Source organism: Paenibacillus sp. FSL F4-0236 (assembly GCF_038000135.1).
Taxonomy (GTDB): domain Bacteria; phylum Bacillota; class Bacilli; order Paenibacillales; family Paenibacillaceae; genus Paenibacillus_AQ.
In genome coordinates, this window is sequence record NZ_JBBOBK010000001.1 from 5,818,798 (window position 1) to 5,844,008 (window position 25,211).

A 25,211-nucleotide genomic window follows, 5' to 3' on the forward strand; every position below is an offset into this window, starting at 1 on the left:
GATGAATGCAACGACCGTACGAGTGGGCAAACTGGCCCGCCATCTATTTTTTGCAGCTATTGCACTGATCATGGCCTTCCCCTTCTATTGGATGGTCACCAGCGCCTTAAAAACCAATGATGAAATCTGGCAGTCTCCGCCGACGATCTGGCCGAAAGAGCCGCTGTGGGGTAACTTTTCAGCCGCCTGGCACGAAGCCCCTTTCTTTAGATATATGGGCAATAGCGTATTTGTCGCCGTGTCGATTGTTATTTTGCAGGTGATAAATTCCGGGATGATGGCCTATGCGCTTACGCATATGAAATTCCGCTTCAGAGGGCTGTTCGCAGGTGTCATTCTTTTCGGCTATATGGTCCCTGCCACCGCCGTTTATCTTCCCGGATATCTGGTATTGTCCCAGCTTCATCTACTGGATTCATATGCCGGGTTGATTCTATCTAACTGTGTAAGTGTCTTCTCTATCTTTCTAATTCGGCAAGCCTTCCTTCAGGTTCCCCATGAGCTGGTAGAGGCTGGAGAAGTGGATGGTTCCTCGCATATGCGGATTCTCTGGACCATTCTTGTCCCCATTACACGGTCTTCCTTTGCTGTGCTAGCCCTGATCACCTTCATTGATCAGTACAATAACTATTTCTGGCCAATGCTCATCACCAAAGATCCTAATCTACAGCTGGTCTCGGCCGGTCTGCGTAGTTTCTTCACTCAAGGAGGTGCTTACGGATTGAAATGGCCGCTGATCATGGCCGCTAGCGCATTCACCATCGCCCCGTTGCTGCTAGTATTTCTACTAGCTCAGAAAACCATCATGCAAAGCGTCAACATGACCGCTGGTTCCAGCAAAGGATAAGCTAACTATTCTATTTAATAAGAGGAGAATGATGATGAACGTATTGAAGAGACTGTCCGCCCTATCTTTGGTTGCCGGATTTACAATGTTAACAGCTTGTGGAGGAAATGCGAGTACAGATAATGTTACAGCGGCAAATGGAGCTTCTTCCTCCCCCTCCGCAGAGGCTGCACCTACACAAAATGCACCGGTAACGATTGAGTTCTGGTATGGTCTCGGCGGTAAGCTTGGTGAGAATATGGAGGCACTGATTCAGAAATTTAATGCCTCCCAGCAAGAGGTCATTGTCAAAGGTATCGCGCAGGCAGACTACACTGAAACCGAGCAGAAGCTGCAAGCGGCCATTGCTACAGGAAAAGTGCCTGCTGCTGCTCTCTCCTCAAACGTAGATTGGGCCCGCAAAGGATATTTCGCTCCGATAGATGAGCTTATGGCATTGCAGCCAGATTTTAATAAAGAGGATTTTGTCCAAACCTTTCTAAATCAGGGCCAGGTTGATGGCAAGCAATACTTCTTGCCGATGTATGGAACAACACAGGTTATGTACTATCGCAAAGATGCTTTTGAGAAGAACGGAATTGATGCGAGCACATTGAAGACTTGGGAAGACCTAGCTGCCGCAGCTGCGAAAATGACCGTGAAAGACGGCGGCAAAACCACCCTCTTCGGTTGGGAGCCTATGTGGGGTTCAGGGAACATGATTGATGCCGTGCTCAGCAAAGGAGGCACTATTCTTAGCGAGGATGGGAAACAAGTCATGATCGACTCTAAAGAGTGGATCGAAACCTGGGATTTGTTCCGCAAATGGATCCACGAGGATAAGATCATGCGGATTCATTCAGGGGGGCAAGGCTGGGAATATTGGTACAAAACAATTGATGATGTAATGAAGAATCAATCCGCAGGCTACACCGGCTCCAGTGGCGATCAAGGTGACCTCGACTTTAGCATTGTTTCTGCTATGGAGCAGCCAGGCTGGGCAGGGATTGGCGAGGGCAAACCCGTAGCCCAAGCACTGATGGCCGGCATTCTATCTAAAGCTAGCGACAGTGAGAAACAAGCGGCTATGAAATGGCTAACCTACTTCACAAATGCCGAGAATACTGCCTCTTGGTCCATTAATACTGGATATATTTCGGTGCGCCAATCCGCATTGCAAGACCCGGCGTTTGTGTCATTCAGTGAAAGCAATCCACAGATTAAGGTTCCGTTGATGCAAGCTTCTCATGGTTCTGCACCATTCCAAGATCCAACTGGCGGCAAAATCAACGATGCGCTGAAAATCGCCGCTGATAAGGTGCAGATTGAGAATATTCCTGCAGCACAGGCACTTAAGGAAGCACAGGAAACAGCGCAAGCAGCGCTTGATAAACTAAAATAAAGGCGGTGGAGTTCATGTCTGAGCTCATCACGCCACAAGGCAGATACGCTGTAGCAGCTATTCTATTCGACAAGGATGGTACGCTGCTCCAGTTCGTATCCCTCTGGGGCAGCTGGGGCGAGTGTTTTTTAGAGCGATTCACGAAGGATATGAAGCAAAGAGGACTACAGATTCCAGAAGAACAGCTCCCTGCATTAATGGGAACTATACACAATGCCCAAGGAAGCATTACCGATTATGATCGGAACGGCCCCCTGGCTATGGGGACTATGAGTGACCTCTATGCCATCCTGTCATGGCAGGGTTATCTGCAAGGTTTATCGTGGGCGGAGTCCATAGAGCTTGTTCATCAGTGCCGTCTGGAAGCGGATGTTATGTTGGAAGAGAAACGCCCCGTTCACTCGTTGCCGGGTATTCATCGTTTTCTCGATGAGTGTGCGAGTGCTGGTATCCCTCTCGCCGTGGTGACCGCAGATGAAACAGATGCTGCAGAGAAACATCTCCAATGGCTCGGCATACGGCACTATTTCTCCGAGGTAATTGGAACAGACCTTGTGGATCAGGGTAAACCTTTCCCCGACATGGTGCAGCTTGCCTGCGAAAGGTTGGCCGTTGAACCCGCGCACACAGCAGTTATCGGTGATACTAATGGGGATATGCGAATGGCTAAAGCAGCGGGTGTGCAGGTAGCTATAGGTATCACTGAAAATGAAGACATTAGTGCTTCGTCGCATATTCTCCCGGATGCAGATCTCATTGTGCGATCTTACGCTGAACTCAGCATCGAGGTTACTTCCCTGTGAAAATAGAAGGAATATGGGCATGGATGTTTCTGATGCTAGCGATTGTGTTCGAACTCTCAGGGACCATCTCAATGAAAATATCTCAGGGGTTCACTCAGCTCTGGCCTTCCGTGCTCATGTTTCTGTTCTATGGAGCCAGCTTCACCTCCCTGAATTATGCCCTCACCTCTATTAAGGTAGGCGTTGCTTATGCGATATGGTCAGGGGCGGGAATCATCCTTATTTCTTTCATAGGAGCCCTGTTCTTCGAAGAAAAGCTAACCCTGTCCTCCCTACTATGGATAGCCGTTATCCTAACCGGGATCATAGGACTGAACATTAGCGGGAAGACGCATTAGTGAACAGCCACAGTATTTCATAGATTCATAAAATGAAGGGGGATGCCTAAACATGAGCGCGAACACATTACCTGAAGAGAAGCCTGTTATTACCTTTCAGATCATCACGGATACGCATGTCACCGCTGACCGAAATCATGAGTACAATCTTAACTTTGAGCTGGCGCTCCGTGATATAGCCGCACATGGAAAAATGAGCAGTGGGATTATGCATATCGGCGATGTCACAAACCATGGTTTTTCTGCTGAATATAAAGAAATGCTTCGTATCATTAATCAACATAAGGCTGACTTGCCCGACATTACTTTCACTTTAGGTAATCATGATGTAGGCCTCGGGATTTGGAAGTCTCGCTTAGGGATGTATACGTCACAGACTGGAATGTCTGGACCCTATCATGATCACTGGATTAATGGCTATCATTTTATCTTTCTAGGTACAGAAAAAGGATTACCTAAATTCTGTCATCTTTCCTCTAAGCAGCTTGATTGGCTGGAGCATAAGCTTGGGGAGCAAGCTTCACCGGATCAGCCTATCTTTCTTTTCCTGCATCAACCGCTTAAAGATACAGTAGCTGGATCGTTAGAATCACAAGATTGGTATGGTGTCACTCAAGATAAGGAATTAAAAGAGATTCTTTCGAGACACCCCCAGACCTTGTTATTCACTGGTCACACCCATTGGGAGTTAGAGGTAGACAACACTATGTACCCTGGCCATGGAGAGATGGCAACAATGTTTAATGCTGCTTCTGTCGCCTACCTTTGGACAAACGAAGATAAGCATAAGACAGGCAGCCAAGGCTTCTATGTGGAAGTATATAGAGATAAAGTGCTTGTCCGGGGCAGAGACTTTAAGACAGGAACCTGGATTGAAGCTGCACAATATGAGGTTGCTTATACAGCAGTAAACGTATAATGAAACTCCCCGCAGCAAGCTGCGGGGAGTTTCATTCTGTGAATTACACGCACAAGGATTAGCCGTACCGCCACGCTCTGCGTTATTCATCCCATGCTTCTAACAGCTTCGGAATGCCTTCTACAAGAAGCTTGTGGTATACCTCGGAAATATCTTCAATATCATCCGTATTCGCCACACCCAGCAGCGTCTGCATAACGATCCCGTCAATAGCTCCAATCAGCAATGAGGCAATGGCTTTATTGTATTTCCCGGGTTGTTTTTCGTACAAGCGTTGTAACAGCTCCTCGGTATGACCAATCCATTTCTTATACTTAACTTTCAATTGATTGGAGATTTCCTCGTTCCCGAGTATCGCTTCCTGGGCAAGATAGAACTGCATTCGATTGTCATCTATTTTGTTAAAACGATCTTTCACATTCTCGCTGATTTGCTCAATAACTTCCCCGCGGCTATACTTCCCTTGCTGTACCTCCTCGGCAATTCTCGTAGATACGGATAGACTGCGATCCATCGCATCATAAAGAATCTCTTCTTTACTATTGTAATGATGATACAACGCCCCCGTGCTAAGCCCGGCTTCATCGGCAATTCTCCGCATAGTCGTACCCGCAATACCCATTCGATAGATAACACGATTCGTCGCCTCAATAATATGTAATTTTCTATCCTCAGACATAAACTCCCCGCCCAACTGAATCGCTTATTGCGATTTATTTTTATATGAAAAGAGTACTGAATCTACTTTGTTTTTTGTGTGTTAATTAGCACAGACAGAACCAATTAATCCCTAATACAATAAAACCGAACAATTGTTATGTTTATGAATTAACCAAGCATTGTAGGGTTGAAGCTCAGTATAGGCAAAAAAATGATTACGCTTTCACAAAAAAAGGAGGTTTATCATGGATATTCCTGCATGGCAGTACGGCGTTAGTATGATCGGCTACATAGTTCTGCTTCTTATTGTTGTCAGTATCATGCGCAAGCATTATAAGTTTGCCCACTGGTTCTGGATTGCTTCTTTACTAACCTTTCCCTTTTGGCTTATGGGCGGTGTCGAAGGCTGGTTTCGGTGGGCCAAGATTTTAAGTGTAATTCTTCCTACGATATTTGTTGGATTCATTCGTATTGCTAACTACGAGAAACGAAAAGGACCGTTCTGGAATGGGTTACAGAAGGATTGGGTATTGTGGTTCGTATATGGCGTTCTATTCCTTAATATCATGGAAGCGACCATTAAAGACTTTACGATGGGGAATACGTTCAATGCGCTTACCGGCCTCCTATTATGTATAACCATCCCTTTTGCTCCAAAATATTGGAAGATTTCTACAGAATCACACGGCGATCTCATTGCATATACGACAATCGGCTGGAACTTCCTCTATACAACTTGGAATGCAGCCTTTGTCTATGCCGAGAGTCCGAAGTTCTTTGCAAGCTCGCTATGCATTCTTCTCGCAGCCGAGCTCTATCCCATCATCAAACGCCGCCCAGAACTCTACATCATTGCGCGGGTCTATACATTAGCGGCACATTTACTTCTACGCGCCTGCTTCGTTAGCCTGTTCCCGACACTAATGGATGCTTCATCGTGGTACAATGCAGACGTCATGAACTATTGGGGAATCATCAACTTTATTATGATTGTTCCGTTTGTATTCTGGCATATGTGGCAGCTGCACACCGGCAAAGCAGAAATCAGCTTCCGGCGTGGCCGGATTGAAGTGAACTAACCAAGAACGCCCTTATCCTTTCCATGAGGAAAAGGTAAGGGCGTTCTTTCTTTATTTCTTCTCTGCTCGGAGAGGTTATCGTTGAATCGGCTCGATCCGGTAGCTTGCGTTAGCGCTGGAATCGTCTTCCACGCCGGCTCCACCGTGAATCTGCCAGCCGAATGACAGCACAGATTCCAGCCGGTTCTTCTCGGCTGTCGTCAATACTATTTCTATGGCTTCTTTACCCTCTTCAAGCTCCAACTCTGCCTCTTTACCAAGAACAACCCATATCCAGCTACGAATGCCACGAATCGTGTTGTACTTGATCTGATAGCCTGTCTTCACCGCTTGCTCGAACAATTCTGGCTGCTCAGCTTGCAAAGTGGTCAACTGCTTATAATCAAATTCGTATTCACTCTCGTCAACGGGCAAATCGCCCTCTGCCACTTTACGAAGAATATCCTCATTGGACCAGCCTAAAGAGCGAAGTGACTCTACCAATAACGCATCCCACTGGGATAACTTTACTCGGTTCAAATTGTCTGACATCCTGATTCCTCCCGTACCTGTATATAGATTCTACTTAATCCGTGAAATCATAGGCAACATAATGGCCCGGACTAACTTCCTGCAATGTAGAAGTCTCAGCTCTGCCGTACTCTGCCGAATATCCGTCTAAAATAATTCTTTGATTAGCCCGTCTAGGGTCCGTCTCCAAAATGGAAGACAGCAATGCCTTTGTATAAGGATGAATAGGATTCTCGTACAGTTCATCACTTTCGGCTACCTCTACTAGACGACCGCCATACATCACACCAATCCGGTCCGAAATATGACGTACCATCGACAGATCATGCGCAACAAAGAGGTAGGTCAACCCAAATTCGGACTGCAAATCCTCCAGCATATTCACTACCTGCGCCTGAACAGATACATCCAGCGCTGAAATCGGTTCATCACACACTACAAACTCAGGTTTCACAGATAACGCTCGAGCGATCGAAATCCGTTGACGCTGCCCACCGCTGAATTCATGAGGGAAGCGATAAAGATGCTCTCTTTTTAAACCCACCTTATCCAGCAGTGCCGCAACAGCCTCTATACGCTCGTCGCCTTCGTGGATCCCGTGGATTTTCATAGGCTCACTGATCAGATCAAGCACATTCAGGCTTGGATTCAACGAGGAATATGGATCTTGAAAGATCGATTGAATTCGTCTGCGAAAAGGCTTAAGCTGCTTCTCTCCAAGCTTGCTCAGCGGCTGCCCGTCAAAAGACACTTCACCATCTGTATAGTCATACAATCGCAGCAAGCAGCGTCCAACCGTGGACTTGCCGCTCCCCGACTCTCCGACCAGTCCAAAGGTCTCCCCCTGACGAATCTGAAAGCTTACGCCATCTACCGCCTTAAGCACTGATGTATTACGTCCCCATATATCCTTGCCTTTGGAGAAATGTTTCTTCAGATTATTTACGTCCACTAGAATCTTATTATCACTCAACAGAACCGCTCCCTTCAACACCAGCTACGGCTGAAGTCTCCTGCACACCGTCTGCCAGCCAGCACATCGAACGATGGCCAGGCGATAATTCGATGACCGGAGGACGTTCGCTGCAACGAGCAAAAGCATTAGGGCAACGTTCCATAAATGGACAGCCCGAAGGAGGATTCAGCAAATCCGGAGGTGTGCCTTCGATAGGGACAAGGCGTTCCCGCGACTTGCCGTCACGTTTTGGAATCGAGCGAAGCAGACCTTTCGTGTAAGGATGCTGTGGGCGATAAAAGATATCCTCTACCGTGCCCTCCTCCATCACAAGTCCACCATACATTACGATAACCCGTGTACATACCTGTGCTACCACACCCAAGTCATGGGTAATGAGCGCTACAGCTGTACTGGTATTATTTTTCAACTCTTTAAAAAGATCGAGAATTTGCGCCTGTATTGTTACATCGAGCGCAGTTGTCGGCTCATCCGCAATCAATAGCTCTGGCTTACAGGAAAGAGCCATGGCGATCATGACCCGCTGGCGCATCCCGCCGCTGAATTCATGCGGATATTGCTGCAGCCGCTGTTCAGGATTATTAATACCTACCTGACGCAAGATGCTTGCTGCCTCTTTAAGCGCTTCTTGCTTATTTAAACCCCGATGCCGACGGATGACTTCCGTAAGCTGCTGGCCGATTTTTTTTACAGGATTAAGAGAGGTCATGGGGTCCTGAAACACCATTGCTATACGATTGCCGCGTAGCTTTCTCCACTCTTTTTCCGAAAGGTTCGATAAATTCTCACCACGAAAATTAATATTTCCACCGATAATTTTACCCGGAGGTGTAATTAACGACATAATCGCCTTGGCAGTTACACTCTTCCCACTACCAGATTCTCCGACGATTCCTACCGTCTCACCAGCATCTATATGAAAGCTAACGCCGCGAACTGCTTGATTCTCTCCGTCCCTTGTATGGAACGAAACCTTCAAATCCTCGACAGACAATAGCCGTTCCGTCATGATGTCTTCACACTCCTATCTTCGGATCAGCTTCGGTTCAAAGCCTACCCGCAAAATATCACCCAAAACATTAAAGCTCAGTACCGTTAATAGTATCAATAATCCAGGGAATAAAGCCAGATATGGCGCTTGAGCGATATATCCCTGCGCATTGTTAAGCATACTGCCCCAAGTCGCATTCGGAGGCTGTACCCCGAACCCGAGGAAACTTAGGGACGACTCCATCATTATCGCCGAAGCGATATTATTCGTCGCACCTACAATGACAACAGGCACTAGCCCCGGAAGAATATGACGCCAAATAATTCCGAAATTGCTCTGTCCGGAGGCTTTTGCATAGAGTACATATTCGCGTTCCTTAATCGTCATCGTCTCTGCCCGAATGACACGGGCGATATTCATCCACATTAATAGAGCAATAATAATGATGATATTCCCAACACTCGGCTTCAGAAATACGCTAAGCAGCAGCAGAACTAAGAAAGAAGGAATGGACAGCACTACATCAAGCATCCGCATGAGAAGATTATCGACCCATCCGCCAAAGAATCCACTGATTACGCCCACCGTAACACCTATGCCTGTAGCAATGATCATTGAAGCAAAGCCAACTAGCAGTGATACCCGGCCACCATATAATGCGCGGGCAAAATAATCCCGGCCATAGTCATCCGTCCCGAACCAGTGATCGGCTCCCGGCGATTTCAGACGTGCCAGAACATCCATCGCATTCGGATCATGTCCAGATAAAAAAGCAAATATAGAGCCCAGTGAGAAGATGATTAAAGTAATGAGGGCTGCGACGCCCAATTTATTCGTAAATAGCTCATCTCCAACACTTTTCCATTTACTGCGATTCATGAGGTCACCTCGTTAATTTAATTCGTGGGTCCACGAAGCTATATAGAATATCCGCGACCAGATTACCGATGATCAGCATTAAAGAGGAGAATAGAGTAATTCCCATAATCACGGGGTAATCCATCCCTTTAACTGCAGTCATCCCCAAAGAGCCAATACCTGGCCATGAAAATACTGTTTCTGTAACAATTGCGCCTGCCACCAGATCACCCATAGACATCCCGAGCAATGTAATTACAGGAAGCAACACATGCTTCATTACATGACGGAACAGAATCGTTGTCTTGTTAGATCCAAAAGCATATTGAATCTGCACGTACTCTTCTTTTAGCTGACCAATGGTACTAGAGCGAATGTATCGCACATAACCAGCCAAGAATCCAAAAGCAAGCACGGTGCAAGGCAGGATACCATGCTTGAATACATCAAACGCCGATTCCACACCAATCGTTCGCATCCCCATAATAGGAAGCAGATGCAGCTTAATCGCGAATAAGTACATTAGTAAGATGGCAAGCCAAAACAAAGGCACAGATATTCCGACATAGGATAAGAAATTAATCAGCTTATCTACCCAGCGGTTCCGGTTCGCTCCAGCAATAAGACCGAGTGGAATCGCCAGCAAAACAGCGAGACCGATCGCAGAACCCATCAAACCTGCCGTTGCAGGAAGGCGTTCTAGAATTTGATCCAATACTGGCTGATGATTCACTAGGGAATAACCGAAATTCCCCTGTAATATTTCTTTAATCCAGATTAAATATTGAATGTAGGCTGGCTTATCCAGCCCAAGGTTATGCCGGATGCGCTCAATATCATCTGCGTGCATATTCGGCGTAACGAAGGATAATACCGGATCCCCCGGAGCCAGCTTAATCATCGCAAAGCACACAACCGAAACAAAAAACAACATCGGCAGGGTTTGCAGTAATCTTCGGACGATAAGTTGTCTCATACGTTTATTCTCCCAGTTCTGTATCGGTAAAAAAGTAAGCTGGATAACCCAGCTTACTTTTTCCCGTTTTTATTTAAGGTAGATTTTCGATAAATCTTCAAAAATAACGACAGGCTTCAAGACTGCTTCTTCCAGACCGCCGTAGTTCTTGGAGACAGCTACAATAGTCTTAGTATTAGCAATTGGATAAATCGGTGCATCGTCAGCAATGATCTCTTGGATCTTCTTATAGATCTCACCACGTTTAGTCACATCAGCTTCTCCTGCACCTTCATTGAACAACTTATCGACTTCAGCATTATTATAATGCGAGTAGTTAGAGTCAGCAGTAGAAGTATACAAAATTCTGTAAGCATCAGGATCGTAACCCATAATATAACCTGCAATCGCAAGTTCAAAATCTGTTGAATTCATATCGCTGAACTTCTGACCATATGCCGAGGCATCCATATTTTGCAGTTCAACTTCAGCGCCAATGGCCTTTAGCTTTTGCTGCACGTATAGTGAAATGGCTTCCTGAGCTTTATTACCGCTCGATACAATCAATCTCAATTTCAGATCGCTAACCCCTGCCGATTGCAGAAGCTCTTTCGCTTTTTCCACATCATTATCGAAAGAAGGTACGTCATTAGTATAGAACAATGCATCCGGAGTCAAGAATGACTTCGCCGGGTCAGCATACTCGCTAGAGGAATAAGCAGCCTGAATGATTTCATCACGGCTTAGTGCTAGAGACAAGGCTTGACGAACTTCTTTTTTAGCAAGAGCACCTCTATCGCTGTTCGCGTTGAACAACAGGTACGACAATCGGCCTTCACTATAAGGAAGAATTTCGAAATTGTTCGAAGCTTCAATCGTTCCAACATCCTGTGGATCTAGATATTTAATGTTGATCTCACCACTCTGAAGTGCGAGATTCGCAGCATTCGTATCTTTAGCAATCCGGTACGTAACAGAATCAAGATGTGGTTTGCCGCCAAAGTAGTTATCAAATCTTTCTAATGTAACATATTCGCCCGCTTTATATTCCTTAAATTTAAATGGTCCAGATCCAACAGGATTAGCATTCTTGGTGCTTTTCTCTAGATCCGTCTCATTTTCAAAAATATGCTTTGGAATCGGAAATACTTGCACTAGTGTAGCTTCAAAAGCTGGGCTGACCTGCGGAAGCTTGAACTCTACGGTCAGATCATCCACCTTAACGGCCTTAACGGGTTTATCACCGATGAATAAGTTCGCTCTCAACATGCTGTTTTGCTTCTCATCGAGGATGCTATCAATCGTGAACACGACATCGTCAGCAGTAAGCTTTTCTCCGTCATGCCATGTCAGTCCGCTTTTCAGCTTCAACGTATAAGTCAGGTTATCTTCTGAAAGGGTCAGGCTGTCTGCCAAGTAGAAGGTCTTCTTACCATCATTTACTTGGAACAGTGGAGCATAGAGCGCTTGGTCAATCGTAAGGCTGACACGGTCACCCGCGTAGTTCGGATTTAGAATAACAGGATCAGCAGCAACTCCAATAATCAAGTTGCCTCCATCTTTTATCTCAGTGCTTACTGTCGTTCCATCATTAGTAGCAGGTGTCTGATTTGTATTTGTAGAAGTGGCGGTGTTCCCTCCGGAGCACGCACTAATCAAAAATGTTAACAAAATCAAAGTAATAACTCCAGATAATCCTTTACGCATAAGTTTCTCCCCCGTATTCTATGTTCTGCGTTGCTTGTGTTTTTTATATTGTATATCGGAATACTAGGAATTACAATGGATAGCATTTCACATTAATGTAATATTGAGGGAATCAATTGATGGTTTATCCATAGCGCTCATCCTTTGCTGTTCATATTGTCATCTAATTATTCGGTTATTGTACAGCAGATCGTTACGAATTAATACATCTAATACTCATTTACTTTACAGAACTTTGAAAAATAAGGATTATTGCCGCTCTCCTGTAAATATATTGAGAACATAAGGATCATCCAAGGAAAGAGGGGCGTTCCCCAAGGAGGCGGCAATGACGGAAAACAAGGTTCGCGTATTGATTGGCAGTCCAATCCACCAGAAGCCTATGGTTTTAAAAGAATTTCTGAATTCCCTGCTTCGTCTGAATATTGCCGATATTGAGCTGGATTTCCATCTAGTTGATGATAATGATGATGAGGAATCAAGTCGGCTGCTCCAGGAATTCCAAAGCATGGGTGATCATATTTATCTTCAGAGCTCCGGCTTTCACGATGCGTATATTCGCAATGATACTACCCACTTTTGGAATACCAACTTAGTCTGGAAAGTAGCCAATTTTAAAAATCTCATGATCAACCGCGCCCAAACCTTGAACTATGATTATTTATTCCTTATAGACTCTGATCTCATCCTCCATCCTGATACCCTCAGACATCTAATAGGTACGAACAAGGATATTATTTCAGAGGTGTTCTGGACGCAGTGGCAGCCAGAGACTATGTTTCAGCCGCAGGTATGGATGCACGACGAATACAATCAGTGGGAGCTACTGCCCGGTGAAAAACTGCAACCAGAGGAGATTAATCGCAGATTTCATGAATTTATAGCAAAGATGCGGATTCCCGGAATCTATGAGGTGGGCGGACTCGGGGCTTGTACACTGATTAGTCAGCATGCGATAAAAACCGGAGTTAGCTATAATCAAATTCGCAACATTTCATATTGGGGAGAAGACCGTCATTTCTGCATTCGTGCCGCAGCCCTTGGCATCCCCTTGTTCGTCGATACCCATTATCCGGCGCTACACTTGTATAGAGACAGTGATTTGAGTAAAGTTGAGGATTTCATCAAAGAAACTACGGAGACCAAAGCTGAAGCCACTGATACTGAGAACAGTTCATCTACGGACGAAGTACCTGCATCAGTAATGCCGACACCCACCAGAGACAACCCAGACAACGAAAGCTCAAAGGAGACAGTCCCCCCAGCCAGAAAACGGCCCAAGCTAACCCTCACCATGGTTGTGAAAAATGAAAGTGGACGCTTTCTGCGGCAGGTTCTGGAAGAGCATCGCAGATACATCGACGAGGCTGTCATTATCGATGATGGCAGCACCGATAATTCAGCAGCTATCTGCCTGGAGGTGCTTGAAGGCATTCCCGTTCATCTCGTGCACAATACCATATCCAAATTCAGTAATGAAATTGAGCTGCGAAAGCAGCAATGGGAAGAGGTTCTGAAAACGAAGCCCGAGTGGATTCTGAGTCTGGACGCAGACGAAATCTTTGAAGCGAGCTTCGCGGCAAATATCGAACCCCTGCTGTACGCTGACGAGGTCGATTTATTCTGTTTCCGTCTCTATGATTTATGGAACGCCACCCATTACAGAGAAGATATTTACTGGCGCTCTCATTTGAATTACCGTCCTTTTTTGCTTCGTTATAAAGAAGACTTCAACTATGTATGGAATGAATCTCCACAGCACTGTGGGCGATTCCCAGAGAATGTCTTCGAGCTTCCCCACCAGCTAAGCAACTTGCGACTCAAGCATCTCGGTTGGTCGAAGGCAGAGTTCCGCTTAGAAAAATATCTGCGTTACATGCTCCTTGATCCCGATGGCCAATACGGCTGGAAGGAGCAATACCTGTCCATTCTGGATGAACACCCTCATTTAATACCTTGGGTGGAGTGAGGGTAATCATAAAAAGGACGTCCACAAAACCTTAATGGCTTTGTGGACGCCTTTTATTTTCCATAGTACGATCCGTTTTGCTAACTTCTTCTTATTCAGTACGCTGTGGTTCATCGAGATCTGGTTTCATAATGCTCACCGTCAGGCCGCCACCGGATTCGTCTACTTGAATCACCGTACCTTCTGCGGCTTCACCAGCAATGATCGCACGTGCCACACGGGTCTCCAGACTTCGCTGGATGAAGCGTTTCAGCGGTCTCGCCCCATACACTGGATCAAAACCTTCCTTAGCGATAAAGCGTACCGCGGGCTCAGTTAACTCAAGACCAATTTCCCGGTCAGCAAGACGCAAACGTAATCCGTCCACCAGTTTGTCCACGATTTTCTCGATCTCGCCCAGGGTCAACGGCTTGAACATCACAATATCGTCAACCCGGTTCAGGAACTCTGGACGGAAATGACCAGTTAGTTCCTTCATTACGCTATCCTTGGCAGCCTCCGTAAGCTGACCCTTCTCATCGGTGCCTTGAATCAGATGTGGCGAACCGATATTTGAGGTCATGATAATGATCGTGTTCTTGAAGTCGACCATCCGGCCTTGTGAATCGGTCAGCCGTCCATCATCAAGCAGCTGCAGTAGAATATTAAATACATCGGGATGCGCCTTCTCCACTTCATCGAGCAGCACTACTGTATAAGGCTGACGCCGTACAGCTTCTGTAAGTTGGCCGCCTTCCTCATATCCAACGTATCCCGGAGGTGCACCGACTAGGCGAGAAACACTGTGCTTCTCCATATACTCCGACATATCGATACGGATCATGCCATCTTCGCGATCAAAGAGAGAGACCGCGAGCGATTTAGCCAACTCCGTCTTCCCTACCCCAGTCGGACCGAGGAACAGGAAGGAACCGATCGGCCGATTCGGATCTTTGATCCCGGCTCTTGCCCGAAGCACGGCATCGGCCACCAAGCTGACAGCTTCATCTTGGCCCACAACTCGTTCATGCAGTGTTTCTTCCAGACGCAGCAGCTTATCCCGTTCGCCTTCAACCAGTCTGCTAACTGGAACGCCCGTCCAACGCGACACAATATCTGCGATTTCCTCCTCGGTTACAGCTTCACGCAATAATCTTGTATCCTGATCCTGCTGTGCCGCTTCTTCCGCTGCTTTCAATTGCCGCTCTAGATCAGGAATGATGCCATAGCTCAATTCCGCTGATTTATTAAGATCGTATTCCTCCTGTGCATCGACCAAATCCTTACGGGCTTGCTCCAGCCGCTTTTTGAGGTCGCGGATGCCTTGAATCGCTGACTTTTCCTTCTCCCAACGCGCCGTCATCCCAAGCTGCTTCTCCTTGAGATCGGCTAGTTCACGTTGTAAGATTTCCAGACGGCGTTTGCTGGCGTCATCCGTTTCTTTTTTTAGCGCTGCTTCCTCAATCTCCATCTGCATCAGACGGCGGGTCACTTCATCCATCTCACCCGGCATGGAATCAATCTCTGTACGGATCATGGCACAAGCTTCATCCACTAAGTCGATCGCTTTATCCGGCAAAAAACGATCCGTAATGTAGCGGTTAGACAGAACACCTGCAGCGACGAGGGCGCTGTCATGGATTTTGACTCCATGATGGACTTCGAACCGTTCCTTCAGACCGCGTAGAATGGAGATTGTGTCCTCTACATCCGGTTCGCTGACTAGCACCTGTTGGAAACGACGCTCCAGCGCAGGGTCCTTCTCAATATACTTGCGATATTCATCGAGCGTTGTGGCACCAATACAGTGCAGTTCGCCGCGAGCCAGCATCGGCTTCAGCATATTGCCCGCATCCATCGAACCTTCGGTTTTACCTGCGCCTACAATCGTGTGCAGCTCATCAATAAAAAGAATAATACGGCCGTTACTTTCACGAACTTCCCTAAGTACCGCCTGCAAGCGTTCCTCGAATTCACCTCGGAACTTCGCGCCTGCTACAAGGGAACTCATATCCAGCGAGAAAATCGTCTTGTCCTTCAGCCCCTCCGGCACGTCTTTGCGTACAATCCGGTGAGCCAAGCCTTCCACAATCGCTGTTTTACCTACACCTGGCTCACCGATCAGCACAGGGTTATTCTTCGTTTTACGGGACAGAATTCGGATCACACGACGTATCTCAGCGTCACGTCCGATGACTGGATCGATCTTACCCGCGCGAACCTCTGCTACAAGATCACGTCCGTATTTCTCCAGCACCTCATAAGTAGCCTCCGGCTCCCGACTCGTTACACGCTGATGTCCACGAATCTCAGCAAGTATAGACATCAGCTTCTCGCGTGTTAATCCACGACTGACAAAAAGATTACGCAGCTCACGATTATCCCTGCTCGAATCCGACACCATGGCCAGCACGGCATGCTCCACCGAAACAAACTCGTCTTGCATCTTCGCTGCTTCTTTCTCCGCCTGTTCCAGCAGATGAATCAGCGATTGCGAGGCATAACGCCGTACTGTGCTTGCTCCTGATCCGCTTATGCTCGGCTTGCGCCCAAGCAGTTCATCCGTGCTGCGCAGCAGCTCAGCTACGGGGACGTTCATCTTTTGCAGCAATCTTGGCAGCAAGCCTTCTTGCTGCTGGAGTAACGCTTTTAAAAGATGGAGATTATCGATCTCCTGATGTCCGCTTTCTGAAGCCAGCGACTGCGCCGCAGCTACTGCTTCCTGCAGCTTTTGAGTAAGTTTATTGAAATCCATAGCTCTCTCACCTTTCTATTTAGGACTGATATATAGGATCGGCCGTTTTGGCCGGGATAGATTGATTTAGCGGGATTAATACCGCTGAATTGAGGCGGATGGGCCGCATTTGGCGCTATCTGCGGGATTAATACCGTACATTTGGACGGATGAGCCGCATTTGGTGATATCTGCGGGATTAATACCGTACATTTGGACGGATGAGCCCCATTTGGCGCTATCTGCGGGATTAATACCGCACATTTGGACGGATGGGCCACATTTGGCGCTATCTACGGGATTAATACCGTACATTTGGACGGATGAGCCGCATTTGGCGCTATCTGCGGGATTAATACCGTACATTTCGAGTGATCAGCCGAATTCGGCTCATTCTGAGGTATTTTTACCCCTCTTTTCGCTCATCGAGCCGAATTCGGCTCATTCTGGGGTATTTTTACCCCTCTTTTCACTCATCGAGCCCAATACGGCTCATTCTGGGGTATTTTTACCCCTCTTTTCGCTCATCGAGCCCAATACGACTCATTCTGGGGCATTTTTACCCCTCTTTTCGCTCACCGAGCCGAAATCGGCACCTTTAGAACACTTTTACCCTTCCTTTTCCCGACACTTCTCACAGGTCTCTACTATAGTTAGTTTCTAATTAAGTTACTTTTCTACTACTAGCACTCTATTCATACAAAGTTACCTCTACCTACCTATTAATTACCCACTTTTGCCTTCGGGCGCTGCGCACTAGCGCTTTGACGTTTAGCTCTAGCCTCGAAATTACTGGATTCAGCCAGTTTACGGTACAAATTCTTCTCCGCTTCGCTGGTTGGCTCAGGGACAACAATCTCAATACCAAATAAAATATCACCGTTCGCACCATTCTCACGCTTCAAACCTTTGCCTGGGATACGCAGCGTTTTACCACTTTGAATTCCTGCAGGAATCTTCAATTTCACGGCACCGCCACCCGGTAATGGAACCTTCACCTCACCACCCAATACCGCTTGCCATGGAGCAACTTCAACTACACCGTATAAATCGCCAGCTCGAAGCTCGTATATATCATGAGGAAGAATATGAAGTGCCAGCAGTACATCGCCACCTGGAGCTATGCCACTCTGAGTGGTTCCTGCGATTTTTAAAATCGTGCCTTCACTAGATCCCGGCGGAACTTGAACGTCCACAGTTTTATCACCGATCTGCACTCTTACAGTTGCTCCCTTATAGGCCTGCTCCAACGTAATATCCAGCTGCGACTGCGTCGAACTACGCGCCTCACCCCATGGATTGCCGTTCGAACGCCCACTACCACTACTAGAAAAGAAATCAAAGCCAGCGCGATCCGCCGATCCCCGATTCCCAAAAAACATTCCGAACAAATCTTCCTCCGAAATGCCAGAACCTCCTGCAGAATAAGTTCCGCCGCTCCAGCTTCCACCATAGTTTGAATCCCACGAAGAGGCTCCGCTCGACGCACCTCCACCAGCTCTACCACGCTGAGCCCCATAAAGCAGCTCCTCATCGTAAAGCTTGCGTTTCTCCTCATTGCCCAGCACTTCATAGGCTTCAGCCGCTTCTTTGAATTTCGCCTCTGCCTCAGAGGCTTTGTTCACATCGGGATGCCACTTCTTGGCCAGCTTTTGATAAGCCTTTTTAATTTCCTGTTTAGTTGCTGTTTTGCTCACGCCCAAAGCATCATAATAGCTTTTGTTAGCCATTCGGATTCCTCCTTTCAACGCTTTATTAAATACAACTCATCGTACGATTCCGAGAAAAGACGCACCATAGCCGGAATCCTCCACTACAATGCGCCTTTTATTCATAACACTATATTAAAAGCTCGCTGCCTATCTCTAAAATGCTGAGCGGAAACTATTACCGCCTAAATTATGCTTATTCAGACTGCGAAGCGCTAGAATCTCCGTCTTGAATCTCAATGCGTTTCCCTTGTGGTTTTTGCTGTTTTGGAACTTCCAGCTTCAGTAATCCGTCTTTCAAAGACGCGCGAATCTCTTCCACTGCAATATCCTGAACATAGAATCTGCGAACATATTCACCATATCGACGTTCTCTACGTACAATTTGATGATCCTTGTTCTCCTCCGCATTCTCTTCCTTCCGCACCGCTTTAATCGTCAAGTAAGGGCTGGCATAATCAATGTCGATTTCTTCTTTTTTAAAGCCAGGAAGTTCAGCTTCAATCAGGTAAGCCTGCTCACTCTCGCGAATATCCGTTCTGAAGGACATCGTGGAGCTCTTGATCGGTGCAAAAAAATCATCATTAAAAACATCATTTAAAGACTTAGCCAGCATACCAAAAGCATCATCTCTACGTTTACCAAAAGGAACCAAATCAAACATTATCCATTCTCCTCTCATTGACTTTGACTTTATTTGACCTATGACCTTATTATAGTCCCCTATCAGAGGAATAACAAAACCGATTTAAGCCAATTTTCGGTCAAATTCAGGCAAATTAGCTGATTTAATGCTACAAATTTTAATGTTTTTAATGTTTTGACCTTTTTTGACCTTTGTTTGATCTATACTTCAAAATTCAGCACGATTAGTATATGTTTAGGCCCCACGTTCCATACAAGCCAGCAATTTCGCTTTCATTACAACGCCAAAACATCCTACTCAAAAAGAAATGATATAATGAAGGTCAAATAACGACCATTTTTCTTACGGGAGACCAATTGTATGCAACCAACCTATACTATGGATGATACGCAGTGGAGTAAGCTCATCCAGAATGTCGCCTATTATTTCGATGACCTCACCCTCAAACGAGGGTTCCAATATTATAAGCAAAGCCGTATTCGTTCGTTCACTATGACGGAGCCATCTAAGATCAATGCCCTTGTTGAAGGTAGAGAGGATTACCGCGTTACTATTGATCTGGACAGCTTCACTCGGTGCCATTGCAACTGCCCTGTTTCAGGTCATTGCAAGCATATGGCCGCCGTGCTGCTCAGTTTTGCTGAACAACAGAATAGGTCTGTACAAGTTCTAGCTAACGCCAAAGCCGCATCTTTTCTCCCAAAAACATCAAGTAGTTCACCTGTCGGAACCGATGGAAAGCACGAGCAGCAGCTAAAAGAACATGCCAGCCGTATCGCTGACGGAGGCATCACGGAGTGGCGCGAGTATTTTGCGTTCTGCATCACGCCTCTGGCACATACCACTCGGAATCCTGAATATGTGGATCGAGCATTATCTTCCATTACTAAATTTAAGCCGAAGTTATCACCGGAAATGGACAAGCTATTTACCCTGCATGCCCATCTTTTTCTTCTAGAAAAGCTGGCTAAGCCTTCCGCCAATCTACCCGGTCAGGTCGCCTTCACCTCATCACTCGGCTATTACACGCAAGTAGCGGTCTCTGAGCTACAGGAAGCAATCACACGTCTGTTAAAAAGCACACTCCCGCTGTCTCCCGAGCAAGAGCAGGAATACGATCTGTGGCCGCATATCGTCGAGACCCTCTCCTACTTGCGGCGTGAGATGTTGACGGAGTCGCGCGAGCGCTTGCGGGATCAGCCCTCTTTTTCACTGTGCTATGACCTGCTGTGGAGAAACTGGATTTATCCGAATACCGGTGGAACTAAGCTTTATCTGGATGAAATCAAACAGCTTCAGCAGGCAGAAAGTGAATTAGGCGCTTCACTGTCACGCCATGCGTGGCTGTTAGCCCAGAGCCGCATGTATTTTTATCTGAAAGATGACCCAAAGGCTTGGGAATTACTGAATAAGGCTGCCGAGCGCCCAGGTCTCCATCCTGATGAGCTTATGAGCTTCACCTCCCCGCTTCTGGATGCAGGTGAATGGTCACGCTTGGTAGGTTGGCTTGTTCAGATCGGTCCACTGCTGAGCAGCAGACTCTACAATCTGAATAACTATTCGAACAGATGGGAAGAGGCCGTTCGCCACCTTCCTGAAGCTGAGCCGCAGATGTGGAATACATTAGCCACCATGTTACCTATCTCTGGAGAAGTATACGAAGAGAAGTTAATTACCTATGAAAAATGGCAGACATGGATGGATTATCAACTGTCCATCGGTAAGCTGCCTTCCGAATTTCGTGTTACAGACCTCCAGCCTATGGAGAAAAACGCACCCGAGGTTCTGCTCCCCTTCTACCATCAGGCCGTCGAAAGATTTGTGCTGGATAAGAATAGACATAGCTACAAGGCGGCTGTGAAACTATTGAAGCGATTATCCAAGTTGTATAAAAAAATGAAACAAGAAGAACGGTGGGAAGAGTTCCTCATTGCCTTCACCACAAAGCACAGCAGACTCCGTGCGCTGCAAGAGGAGCTTCGGAAAGGAAAGCTAATACCATGAACATGCATTTGCGCACGCTGACCATCCGGCTTGCATTAAGCCAGTATGGCGACGCTTTAATATACGGAATGAATGAAAGAGAAGATCTCTTGCCCGGTTTGCAGCTTAAACAGCGGTTATTCGCCTGGCATGAGGCGTCTTTTTATGGAACGGAGTTAACGGTTCAATCAGCTGGCGAAGGTGTAGAGCTAGTGATTCTACCTGCAGAGCAGGTCATCCCTTTCTTTACAGAGCAGAAGCTGCTGGCGCATATCGAATGGAACTGGGAGGGCGATGCGGCTCACCTGACTGAACTGGCGCCACTTCTGACTATATGTCTGGAGAACAAACAGTATATTCCAGATATCTCCGCTTATCGCGCCGGGAGGTTGCAATGGACCTGGGATGAGGGCGCTTTGGCGCAGGTGGCAGTGGAGAATGACACTGCCAAAGGGGCTCTTGAGGCGCTAAATGGCGGCAGCGAATTTAGCCGCGGGTTACGCGCGGCGTTCTCCGCCGCCGTATCGCAGAGGTATTACAGCACGGAGGCCGAGGCAGGCGACCTCCGGAGCGAATTCCCGCTTCTATTCGATAGAAGCGGGGCCCTTGCAGCGGGCATGGATACCGCTGCATGGCTTATCGCCATTGGCTGGAAGGCGGATACCGCGCCTTTCCGGCCCGCACTTCAGCTGCTGGAGCCGGAAGGGGATGAATCCCCTTGGCGGCTCCAGCTGATCCTTCAGGACAAGCGCGATGAATCCGCGCTTGTTCCCATCAGGCTCGCCGATGATAGCGAGCCGCACGGCTTGTGGCCGACAGCATGGTCGGCCCACGTGCACGAACGCGCCGCGGGATGGCTGGAGCGCCTCCGCGGCAGTCTGCCGCCCGAGCGCTTCGCGGCGGGCGGCGACGTGCTGGCCGAACCGCTCAGCGATGCCATCGCTTGGCGGTTCTTAACCGCCGAGAGCCGGCGGCTGCTGGATGCAGGCTGGCAAGTGCTGTTGCCGGCGTGGTGGGAAGCCGCCAGCCGGAAAAAACCGCGCCTGCGCGCCAAGATCAGCTCCGGCGAGGACAAACGCAGCGGCGGCGAGTCGCTGTTCGGCCTCGATTCGATCATCGATTTCGATTGGCGAATCTCCATCGGCGACGTCGACCTCACCGAAGCTGAATTTGCCGAGCTGGTCGCAAGAGGGGAACGACTCGTCCGCTTCAAAGGCAAATGGGTCTCGCTCGATCCCGCACTGCTGGCGCAAATCCAAAGAGCCATGGCAGGTATGGACAAGTCGCAAGGCTTGTCCTTCCAAGATGTGCTTCAGCTTCATTTGCTGCAAGCGAGTGAGGAAGCTGAGGCTGAGGCTACAGAAGAGCAGCTTCAAGAGGATGCGGCGCGCCTGCGGCTCGAGGTAGAGCTAAACGAGCATTTGATCAGTCTCATTGGTCAGCTCGGCCAGCGCTCACAATGGCCGAAGCCTCCAGTGCCCGCAGGACTCCAGGCAGAGCTACGCACCTATCAGCATGAAGGATATGCTTGGCTGACTTTCCTGCGTCAATTCGGTTTGGGGGCTTGTCTAGCCGATGATATGGGGCTTGGCAAGACCGTCCAACTCATCGCATATTTACTTCATATCAAAGAAAATACCGATCCTAGCTCATCCCGTCGCCAGACCGACCCTCCGGGGTGGCCTGCTCTGATCATCTGCCCTACCTCCGTGCTGGGCAACTGGCAGAAGGAATTGCAGCGCTTTGCGCCTTCTTTGAATGTGATGCTGCACTACGGAAGTCGCCGTTTGGACGCAGGATTCTTCTATGGCGCTGCTTCGCAAGCTGACGTGGTACTCACCTCTTATGCGACTGCAGCGCTTGATCAGGAGTTGCTGAAGGAATTCACTTGGGCGGCGATTTGCCTGGACGAAGCACAGAACATCAAGAATGCTCAAACGAAGCAGTCGGTAGCTGTGCGCAGCTTCCCGGCTTTACACCGGATTGCGCTGACAGGAACACCTATTGAGAATAGATTATCTGAGCTGTGGTCCATTTATGATTTTATAACCCCAGGTTATCTGGGTAGTGCCAAAGCCTTTAACGACCGATTCAGTAATGCCATTGAGAAGGAACGCGACGAGAAGCGTACAGCGGACTTACAGAATCTCGTGAAGCCGTTCATGCTACGCCGTAAGAAAAAGGATCCTAACATTCAGCTCGATCTTCCAGATAAAAACGAGATGAAGACCTATGTCCATCTGACAGCTGAACAAGCTGCGCTCTATGACCAGACCGTAAACGGACTGCTCGACCGTATGCAGAAGTTGGAAGGTATTGAGCGTAAGGGCGCTATTCTTGGGGCTTTGACCGGACTTAAGCAGCTATGTGATCACCCGATGCTTGTGACTAAGGAGGTCCTCCCTGAAACCGATTCGGATAATAAACTGGATACCAGTCTACTCATTAACCGTTCCTCTAAACTTGAAAGACTGCTGGATATGGTTAAGGAGCTGCGTGCAGAGGATGAGCGCTGTCTCATCTTTACGCAATATGTCGGGATGGGAAAAATGCTTCAGGCTGTTCTACAGCAGGAGCTTGGGGAGCCTGTCCTTTATTTGAACGGAAGCACCTCCAAACAGGCGCGTGACCGAATGATTGAGCGATTCCAGACGCCTGCACCTTCCGCGGACGAAGGGTCCAGACGTCCAGATGCACCACCGTCTGATCAGCCGAATGTATTCATCCTTTCTCTCAAAGCCGGAGGTGTCGGTCTGAACTTAACCGCAGCCAATCACGTATTTCACTTCGATCGCTGGTGGAATCCGGCCGTTGAGAATCAGGCGACAGACCGCGCCTATCGGATGGGCCAGACGCGTGATGTACAGGTGCATAAGTTCATCGCTCTCGGGACGCTCGAAGAAAAGATTGATGAGATGCTGGAGAGTAAGCAGCAGCTAAGTGATAATGTCATCTCCAGCTCCGAAGGCTGGATTACCGAGCTGTCTACTGAGGCTTTGAAAGACCTATTTACATTAAGGAGAGGCTTAACAGACTAATCTTAACGCTTGCAACGACCACCAAAAGGAACATTCGCATCTACGCGGATGTTCCTTTTTTCAATCACTAGAATTTGTCTTCAGTACTGGATTAAAGAACGCTCACCATTGCTCGGACATCTTAAAGGTGACTGCGAGATCATCATCACCTGAAAGTGAGTTAACCACCAAAGTAACCGGCTCATTCTGAAGCTCGTAAGAGAGTCGCTCGTTAAGCAAATTAACAGCCAAATTCGCATAAGCACCGGAGATTCCCGATCCTGTACCTTGCATAATCACCTTTCCACCCGTGACCGTAGTGCAGGTATAATTCACCAGCAGTGCCGTGTCCGTGACAGGAATATCCGTAGTTGGCGTTGGGAAATTTTCAAATGTCCCATCCAGAGTGCCACCTGTGACGACCATATATCGCACAGGTCTTTTGGATAGAATATCTAAAGCCGCCGGTCTAATCTCAGCCGCAAGACCCTGTGGAATAGTAAAGGCAGAACTCCTCATAAAGCTAATCGCCGCGAAGTCAGTCGATGTAACCGATACATTATCACGGATTTCCGAGGTTATACGGCCTACTTCAAACACTTCCAGATTAACAGCCGTCCAGACACCGTTCACATCCACAAGAAAAACCTGAATCTTCAATTGTTCCTGTGAATACACAAAATTAAATTGGAATAAATCCTCTACAATAGTGTAGGTCTTGCTTGACGTTTCCCGATATTGCAGCTCAAATAATTCTTCAATAAAGACTGTCTGAGGACTTGCACTATTGGCTAAACCCGTTAAATAACAAGCCGCGCCAGCTGATCCATTGTTAACCACTTTGATCACAACTTGATCTATTGGACGAGTACCGTCGACAGGTAAATTAATGATGGTGTTTGTAGAGAGGACAGGCAATGTCTTCACACCTCCTATTCATATCAAATTATATATATATGGTATGCAATCATTTTTTAGAATTCTTGGATTGATATTAAAATAGAGATGTGCTTCACCGAGCATAAAATACAGATTTGCCACCAAATAAAGGATGTGGTAAACTCGACTTAACTTTTTATGAACGGAGGGTTACGTGTGATAGACTTTATCCGAGTTAGAACTTTGCGCGGCTAATTGAATAGCGCTAAAG

21 protein-coding genes are annotated in these 25,211 nt (G+C 47.4%); 9 read left to right on the forward strand and 12 right to left on the reverse strand.

Annotated features, from left to right (window positions below):
• The first annotated feature begins 1 nt into the window (after position 1).
• From NSQ29_RS25940 to NSQ29_RS25960, 5 genes are read left to right on the forward strand one after another with little or no spacing between them, the layout of a single operon-like run.
• Positions 2-847: a carbohydrate ABC transporter permease gene (locus NSQ29_RS25940; RefSeq protein WP_042184188.1), complete on the forward strand. Its 846-nt coding sequence runs from the start codon at positions 2-4 to the stop codon at positions 845-847.
• A gap of 34 nt (positions 848-881) precedes the next feature.
• Positions 882-2,228, forward strand: a complete 1,347-nt coding sequence (locus NSQ29_RS25945; protein WP_340975091.1) for an ABC transporter substrate-binding protein — start codon at positions 882-884, stop codon at positions 2,226-2,228.
• Between the two features lie 14 nt (positions 2,229-2,242).
• Positions 2,243-3,031, forward strand: a complete 789-nt coding sequence (locus tag NSQ29_RS25950) for an HAD family hydrolase (RefSeq protein WP_341126431.1) — start codon at positions 2,243-2,245, stop codon at positions 3,029-3,031.
• A 23-nt stretch (positions 3,032-3,054) separates the two neighbouring features.
• Positions 3,055-3,369: a DMT family transporter gene (locus tag NSQ29_RS25955; protein ID WP_339248381.1), complete on the forward strand. Its 315-nt coding sequence runs from the start codon at positions 3,055-3,057 to the stop codon at positions 3,367-3,369.
• A 52-nt stretch (positions 3,370-3,421) separates the two neighbouring features.
• A complete protein-coding gene (locus tag NSQ29_RS25960) occupies positions 3,422-4,288 on the forward strand; it encodes a metallophosphoesterase family protein (RefSeq protein WP_339268272.1) in 867 nt (288 codons plus the stop codon).
• Between the two features lie 82 nt (positions 4,289-4,370).
• Here NSQ29_RS25960 and NSQ29_RS25965 read toward each other — a convergent pair whose 3' ends face one another.
• The gene (locus NSQ29_RS25965) at positions 4,371-4,967 is read right to left on the reverse strand and encodes a TetR/AcrR family transcriptional regulator (RefSeq protein WP_076285089.1); all 597 of its coding nucleotides are present in this window, start codon (positions 4,965-4,967) and stop codon (positions 4,371-4,373) included.
• A 226-nt stretch (positions 4,968-5,193) separates the two neighbouring features.
• Between NSQ29_RS25965 and NSQ29_RS25970 the strand changes: the two genes are divergently transcribed.
• A complete protein-coding gene (locus tag NSQ29_RS25970) occupies positions 5,194-6,027 on the forward strand; it encodes a hypothetical protein (RefSeq protein WP_341126432.1) in 834 nt (277 codons plus the stop codon).
• Positions 6,028-6,102: 75 nt separating this feature from the next.
• Here the strand turns inward: NSQ29_RS25970 and NSQ29_RS25975 are convergent, their stop codons facing one another.
• From NSQ29_RS25975 to NSQ29_RS26000, 6 genes are all read right to left on the reverse strand, one after another.
• On the reverse strand, positions 6,103-6,558 hold the full coding sequence (locus NSQ29_RS25975) for a hypothetical protein (RefSeq protein WP_341126433.1): 456 nt from the start codon (positions 6,556-6,558) through the stop codon (positions 6,103-6,105).
• A 34-nt stretch (positions 6,559-6,592) separates the two neighbouring features.
• Positions 6,593-7,513, reverse strand: a complete 921-nt coding sequence (locus NSQ29_RS25980; RefSeq protein ID WP_341126817.1) for an ABC transporter ATP-binding protein — start codon at positions 7,511-7,513, stop codon at positions 6,593-6,595.
• Entirely contained in the window at positions 7,503-8,522 is a 1,020-nt protein-coding gene (locus NSQ29_RS25985; protein WP_341126434.1) for an ABC transporter ATP-binding protein, read from the reverse strand. The genes NSQ29_RS25980 and NSQ29_RS25985 overlap by 11 nt, the downstream gene beginning before the upstream one ends.
• Before the next feature lie 15 nt (positions 8,523-8,537).
• Positions 8,538-9,383 carry an ABC transporter permease gene (locus tag NSQ29_RS25990; RefSeq protein WP_042184173.1) on the reverse strand — a complete coding sequence of 282 codons (846 nt, stop codon included), beginning with the start codon at positions 9,381-9,383 and terminating at the stop codon, positions 8,538-8,540.
• A 4-nt stretch (positions 9,384-9,387) separates the two neighbouring features.
• Positions 9,388-10,338, reverse strand: coding sequence for an ABC transporter permease (locus tag NSQ29_RS25995; RefSeq protein ID WP_042123467.1), 951 nt, complete (start codon positions 10,336-10,338; stop codon positions 9,388-9,390).
• A 69-nt stretch (positions 10,339-10,407) separates the two neighbouring features.
• Entirely contained in the window at positions 10,408-12,024 is a 1,617-nt protein-coding gene (locus NSQ29_RS26000) for an ABC transporter substrate-binding protein (RefSeq protein WP_341126435.1), read from the reverse strand.
• A gap of 328 nt (positions 12,025-12,352) precedes the next feature.
• On the opposite strand from NSQ29_RS26000, the gene NSQ29_RS26005 reads away from it, so the two are divergent.
• On the forward strand, positions 12,353-13,993 hold the full coding sequence (locus NSQ29_RS26005) for a glycosyltransferase family 2 protein (protein WP_341126436.1): 1,641 nt from the start codon (positions 12,353-12,355) through the stop codon (positions 13,991-13,993).
• A gap of 91 nt (positions 13,994-14,084) precedes the next feature.
• On the opposite strand, the gene clpB is transcribed toward NSQ29_RS26005, so the two are convergent.
• From clpB to NSQ29_RS26025, 4 genes are all read right to left on the reverse strand, one after another.
• Positions 14,085-16,727, reverse strand: a complete 2,643-nt coding sequence (gene clpB / locus NSQ29_RS26010; protein WP_341126437.1) for an ATP-dependent chaperone ClpB — start codon at positions 16,725-16,727, stop codon at positions 14,085-14,087.
• A 75-nt stretch (positions 16,728-16,802) separates the two neighbouring features.
• Positions 16,803-17,072 (reverse strand): hypothetical protein, encoded by a 270-nt coding sequence (locus NSQ29_RS26015; protein ID WP_341126438.1) that lies wholly within the window; start codon positions 17,070-17,072, stop codon positions 16,803-16,805.
• Between the two features lie 356 nt (positions 17,073-17,428).
• Complete coding sequence (locus NSQ29_RS26020) at positions 17,429-18,436, reverse strand: J domain-containing protein (RefSeq protein WP_341126439.1); 1,008 nt, start codon at positions 18,434-18,436, stop codon at positions 17,429-17,431.
• Between the two features lie 175 nt (positions 18,437-18,611).
• On the reverse strand, positions 18,612-19,079 hold the full coding sequence (locus NSQ29_RS26025) for an Hsp20/alpha crystallin family protein (RefSeq protein ID WP_076299931.1): 468 nt from the start codon (positions 19,077-19,079) through the stop codon (positions 18,612-18,614).
• Between the two features lie 342 nt (positions 19,080-19,421).
• On the opposite strand from NSQ29_RS26025, the gene NSQ29_RS26030 reads away from it, so the two are divergent.
• Together NSQ29_RS26030 and NSQ29_RS26035 are read left to right on the forward strand one after the other, a co-directional pair.
• Complete coding sequence (locus NSQ29_RS26030) at positions 19,422-21,065, forward strand: SWIM zinc finger family protein (protein ID WP_341126440.1); 1,644 nt, start codon at positions 19,422-19,424, stop codon at positions 21,063-21,065.
• Positions 21,062-24,082 (forward strand): DEAD/DEAH box helicase, encoded by a 3,021-nt coding sequence (locus NSQ29_RS26035; RefSeq protein ID WP_341126441.1) that lies wholly within the window; start codon positions 21,062-21,064, stop codon positions 24,080-24,082. Before NSQ29_RS26030 ends, NSQ29_RS26035 begins: the two co-directional genes overlap by 4 nt.
• A gap of 102 nt (positions 24,083-24,184) precedes the next feature.
• On the opposite strand, the gene NSQ29_RS26040 is transcribed toward NSQ29_RS26035, so the two are convergent.
• Positions 24,185-24,988 (reverse strand): hypothetical protein, encoded by an 804-nt coding sequence (locus tag NSQ29_RS26040; RefSeq protein ID WP_341126442.1) that lies wholly within the window; start codon positions 24,986-24,988, stop codon positions 24,185-24,187.
• Positions 24,989-25,211 lie beyond the last annotated feature (223 nt).

Coding starts and splice junctions, on each gene's coding strand:
- NSQ29_RS25940 (WP_042184188.1), top strand. CDS start 2: ATGAATGCAACGACCGTACGAGTGGGCAAACTGGCCCGCCATCTATTT.
- NSQ29_RS25945 (WP_340975091.1), top strand. CDS start 882: ATGAACGTATTGAAGAGACTGTCCGCCCTATCTTTGGTTGCCGGATTT.
- NSQ29_RS25950 (WP_341126431.1), top strand. CDS start 2,243: ATGTCTGAGCTCATCACGCCACAAGGCAGATACGCTGTAGCAGCTATT.
- NSQ29_RS25955 (WP_339248381.1), top strand. CDS start 3,055: ATGTTTCTGATGCTAGCGATTGTGTTCGAACTCTCAGGGACCATCTCA.
- NSQ29_RS25960 (WP_339268272.1), top strand. CDS start 3,422: ATGAGCGCGAACACATTACCTGAAGAGAAGCCTGTTATTACCTTTCAG.
- NSQ29_RS25965 (WP_076285089.1), bottom strand. CDS start 4,967: ATGTCTGAGGATAGAAAATTACATATTATTGAGGCGACGAATCGTGTT.
- NSQ29_RS25970 (WP_341126432.1), top strand. CDS start 5,194: ATGGATATTCCTGCATGGCAGTACGGCGTTAGTATGATCGGCTACATA.
- NSQ29_RS25975 (WP_341126433.1), bottom strand. CDS start 6,558: ATGTCAGACAATTTGAACCGAGTAAAGTTATCCCAGTGGGATGCGTTA.
- NSQ29_RS25985 (WP_341126434.1), bottom strand. CDS start 8,522: ATGACGGAACGGCTATTGTCTGTCGAGGATTTGAAGGTTTCGTTCCAT.
- NSQ29_RS25990 (WP_042184173.1), bottom strand. CDS start 9,383: ATGAATCGCAGTAAATGGAAAAGTGTTGGAGATGAGCTATTTACGAAT.
- NSQ29_RS25995 (WP_042123467.1), bottom strand. CDS start 10,338: ATGAGACAACTTATCGTCCGAAGATTACTGCAAACCCTGCCGATGTTG.
- NSQ29_RS26000 (WP_341126435.1), bottom strand. CDS start 12,024: ATGCGTAAAGGATTATCTGGAGTTATTACTTTGATTTTGTTAACATTT.
- NSQ29_RS26005 (WP_341126436.1), top strand. CDS start 12,353: ATGACGGAAAACAAGGTTCGCGTATTGATTGGCAGTCCAATCCACCAG.
- clpB (WP_341126437.1), bottom strand. CDS start 16,727: ATGGATTTCAATAAACTTACTCAAAAGCTGCAGGAAGCAGTAGCTGCG.
- NSQ29_RS26015 (WP_341126438.1), bottom strand. CDS start 17,072: ATGTACGGTATTAATCCCGCAGATAGCGCCAAATGCGGCTCATCCGTC.
- NSQ29_RS26020 (WP_341126439.1), bottom strand. CDS start 18,436: ATGGCTAACAAAAGCTATTATGATGCTTTGGGCGTGAGCAAAACAGCA.
- NSQ29_RS26025 (WP_076299931.1), bottom strand. CDS start 19,079: ATGTTTGATTTGGTTCCTTTTGGTAAACGTAGAGATGATGCTTTTGGT.
- NSQ29_RS26030 (WP_341126440.1), top strand. CDS start 19,422: ATGCAACCAACCTATACTATGGATGATACGCAGTGGAGTAAGCTCATC.
- NSQ29_RS26035 (WP_341126441.1), top strand. CDS start 21,062: ATGAACATGCATTTGCGCACGCTGACCATCCGGCTTGCATTAAGCCAG.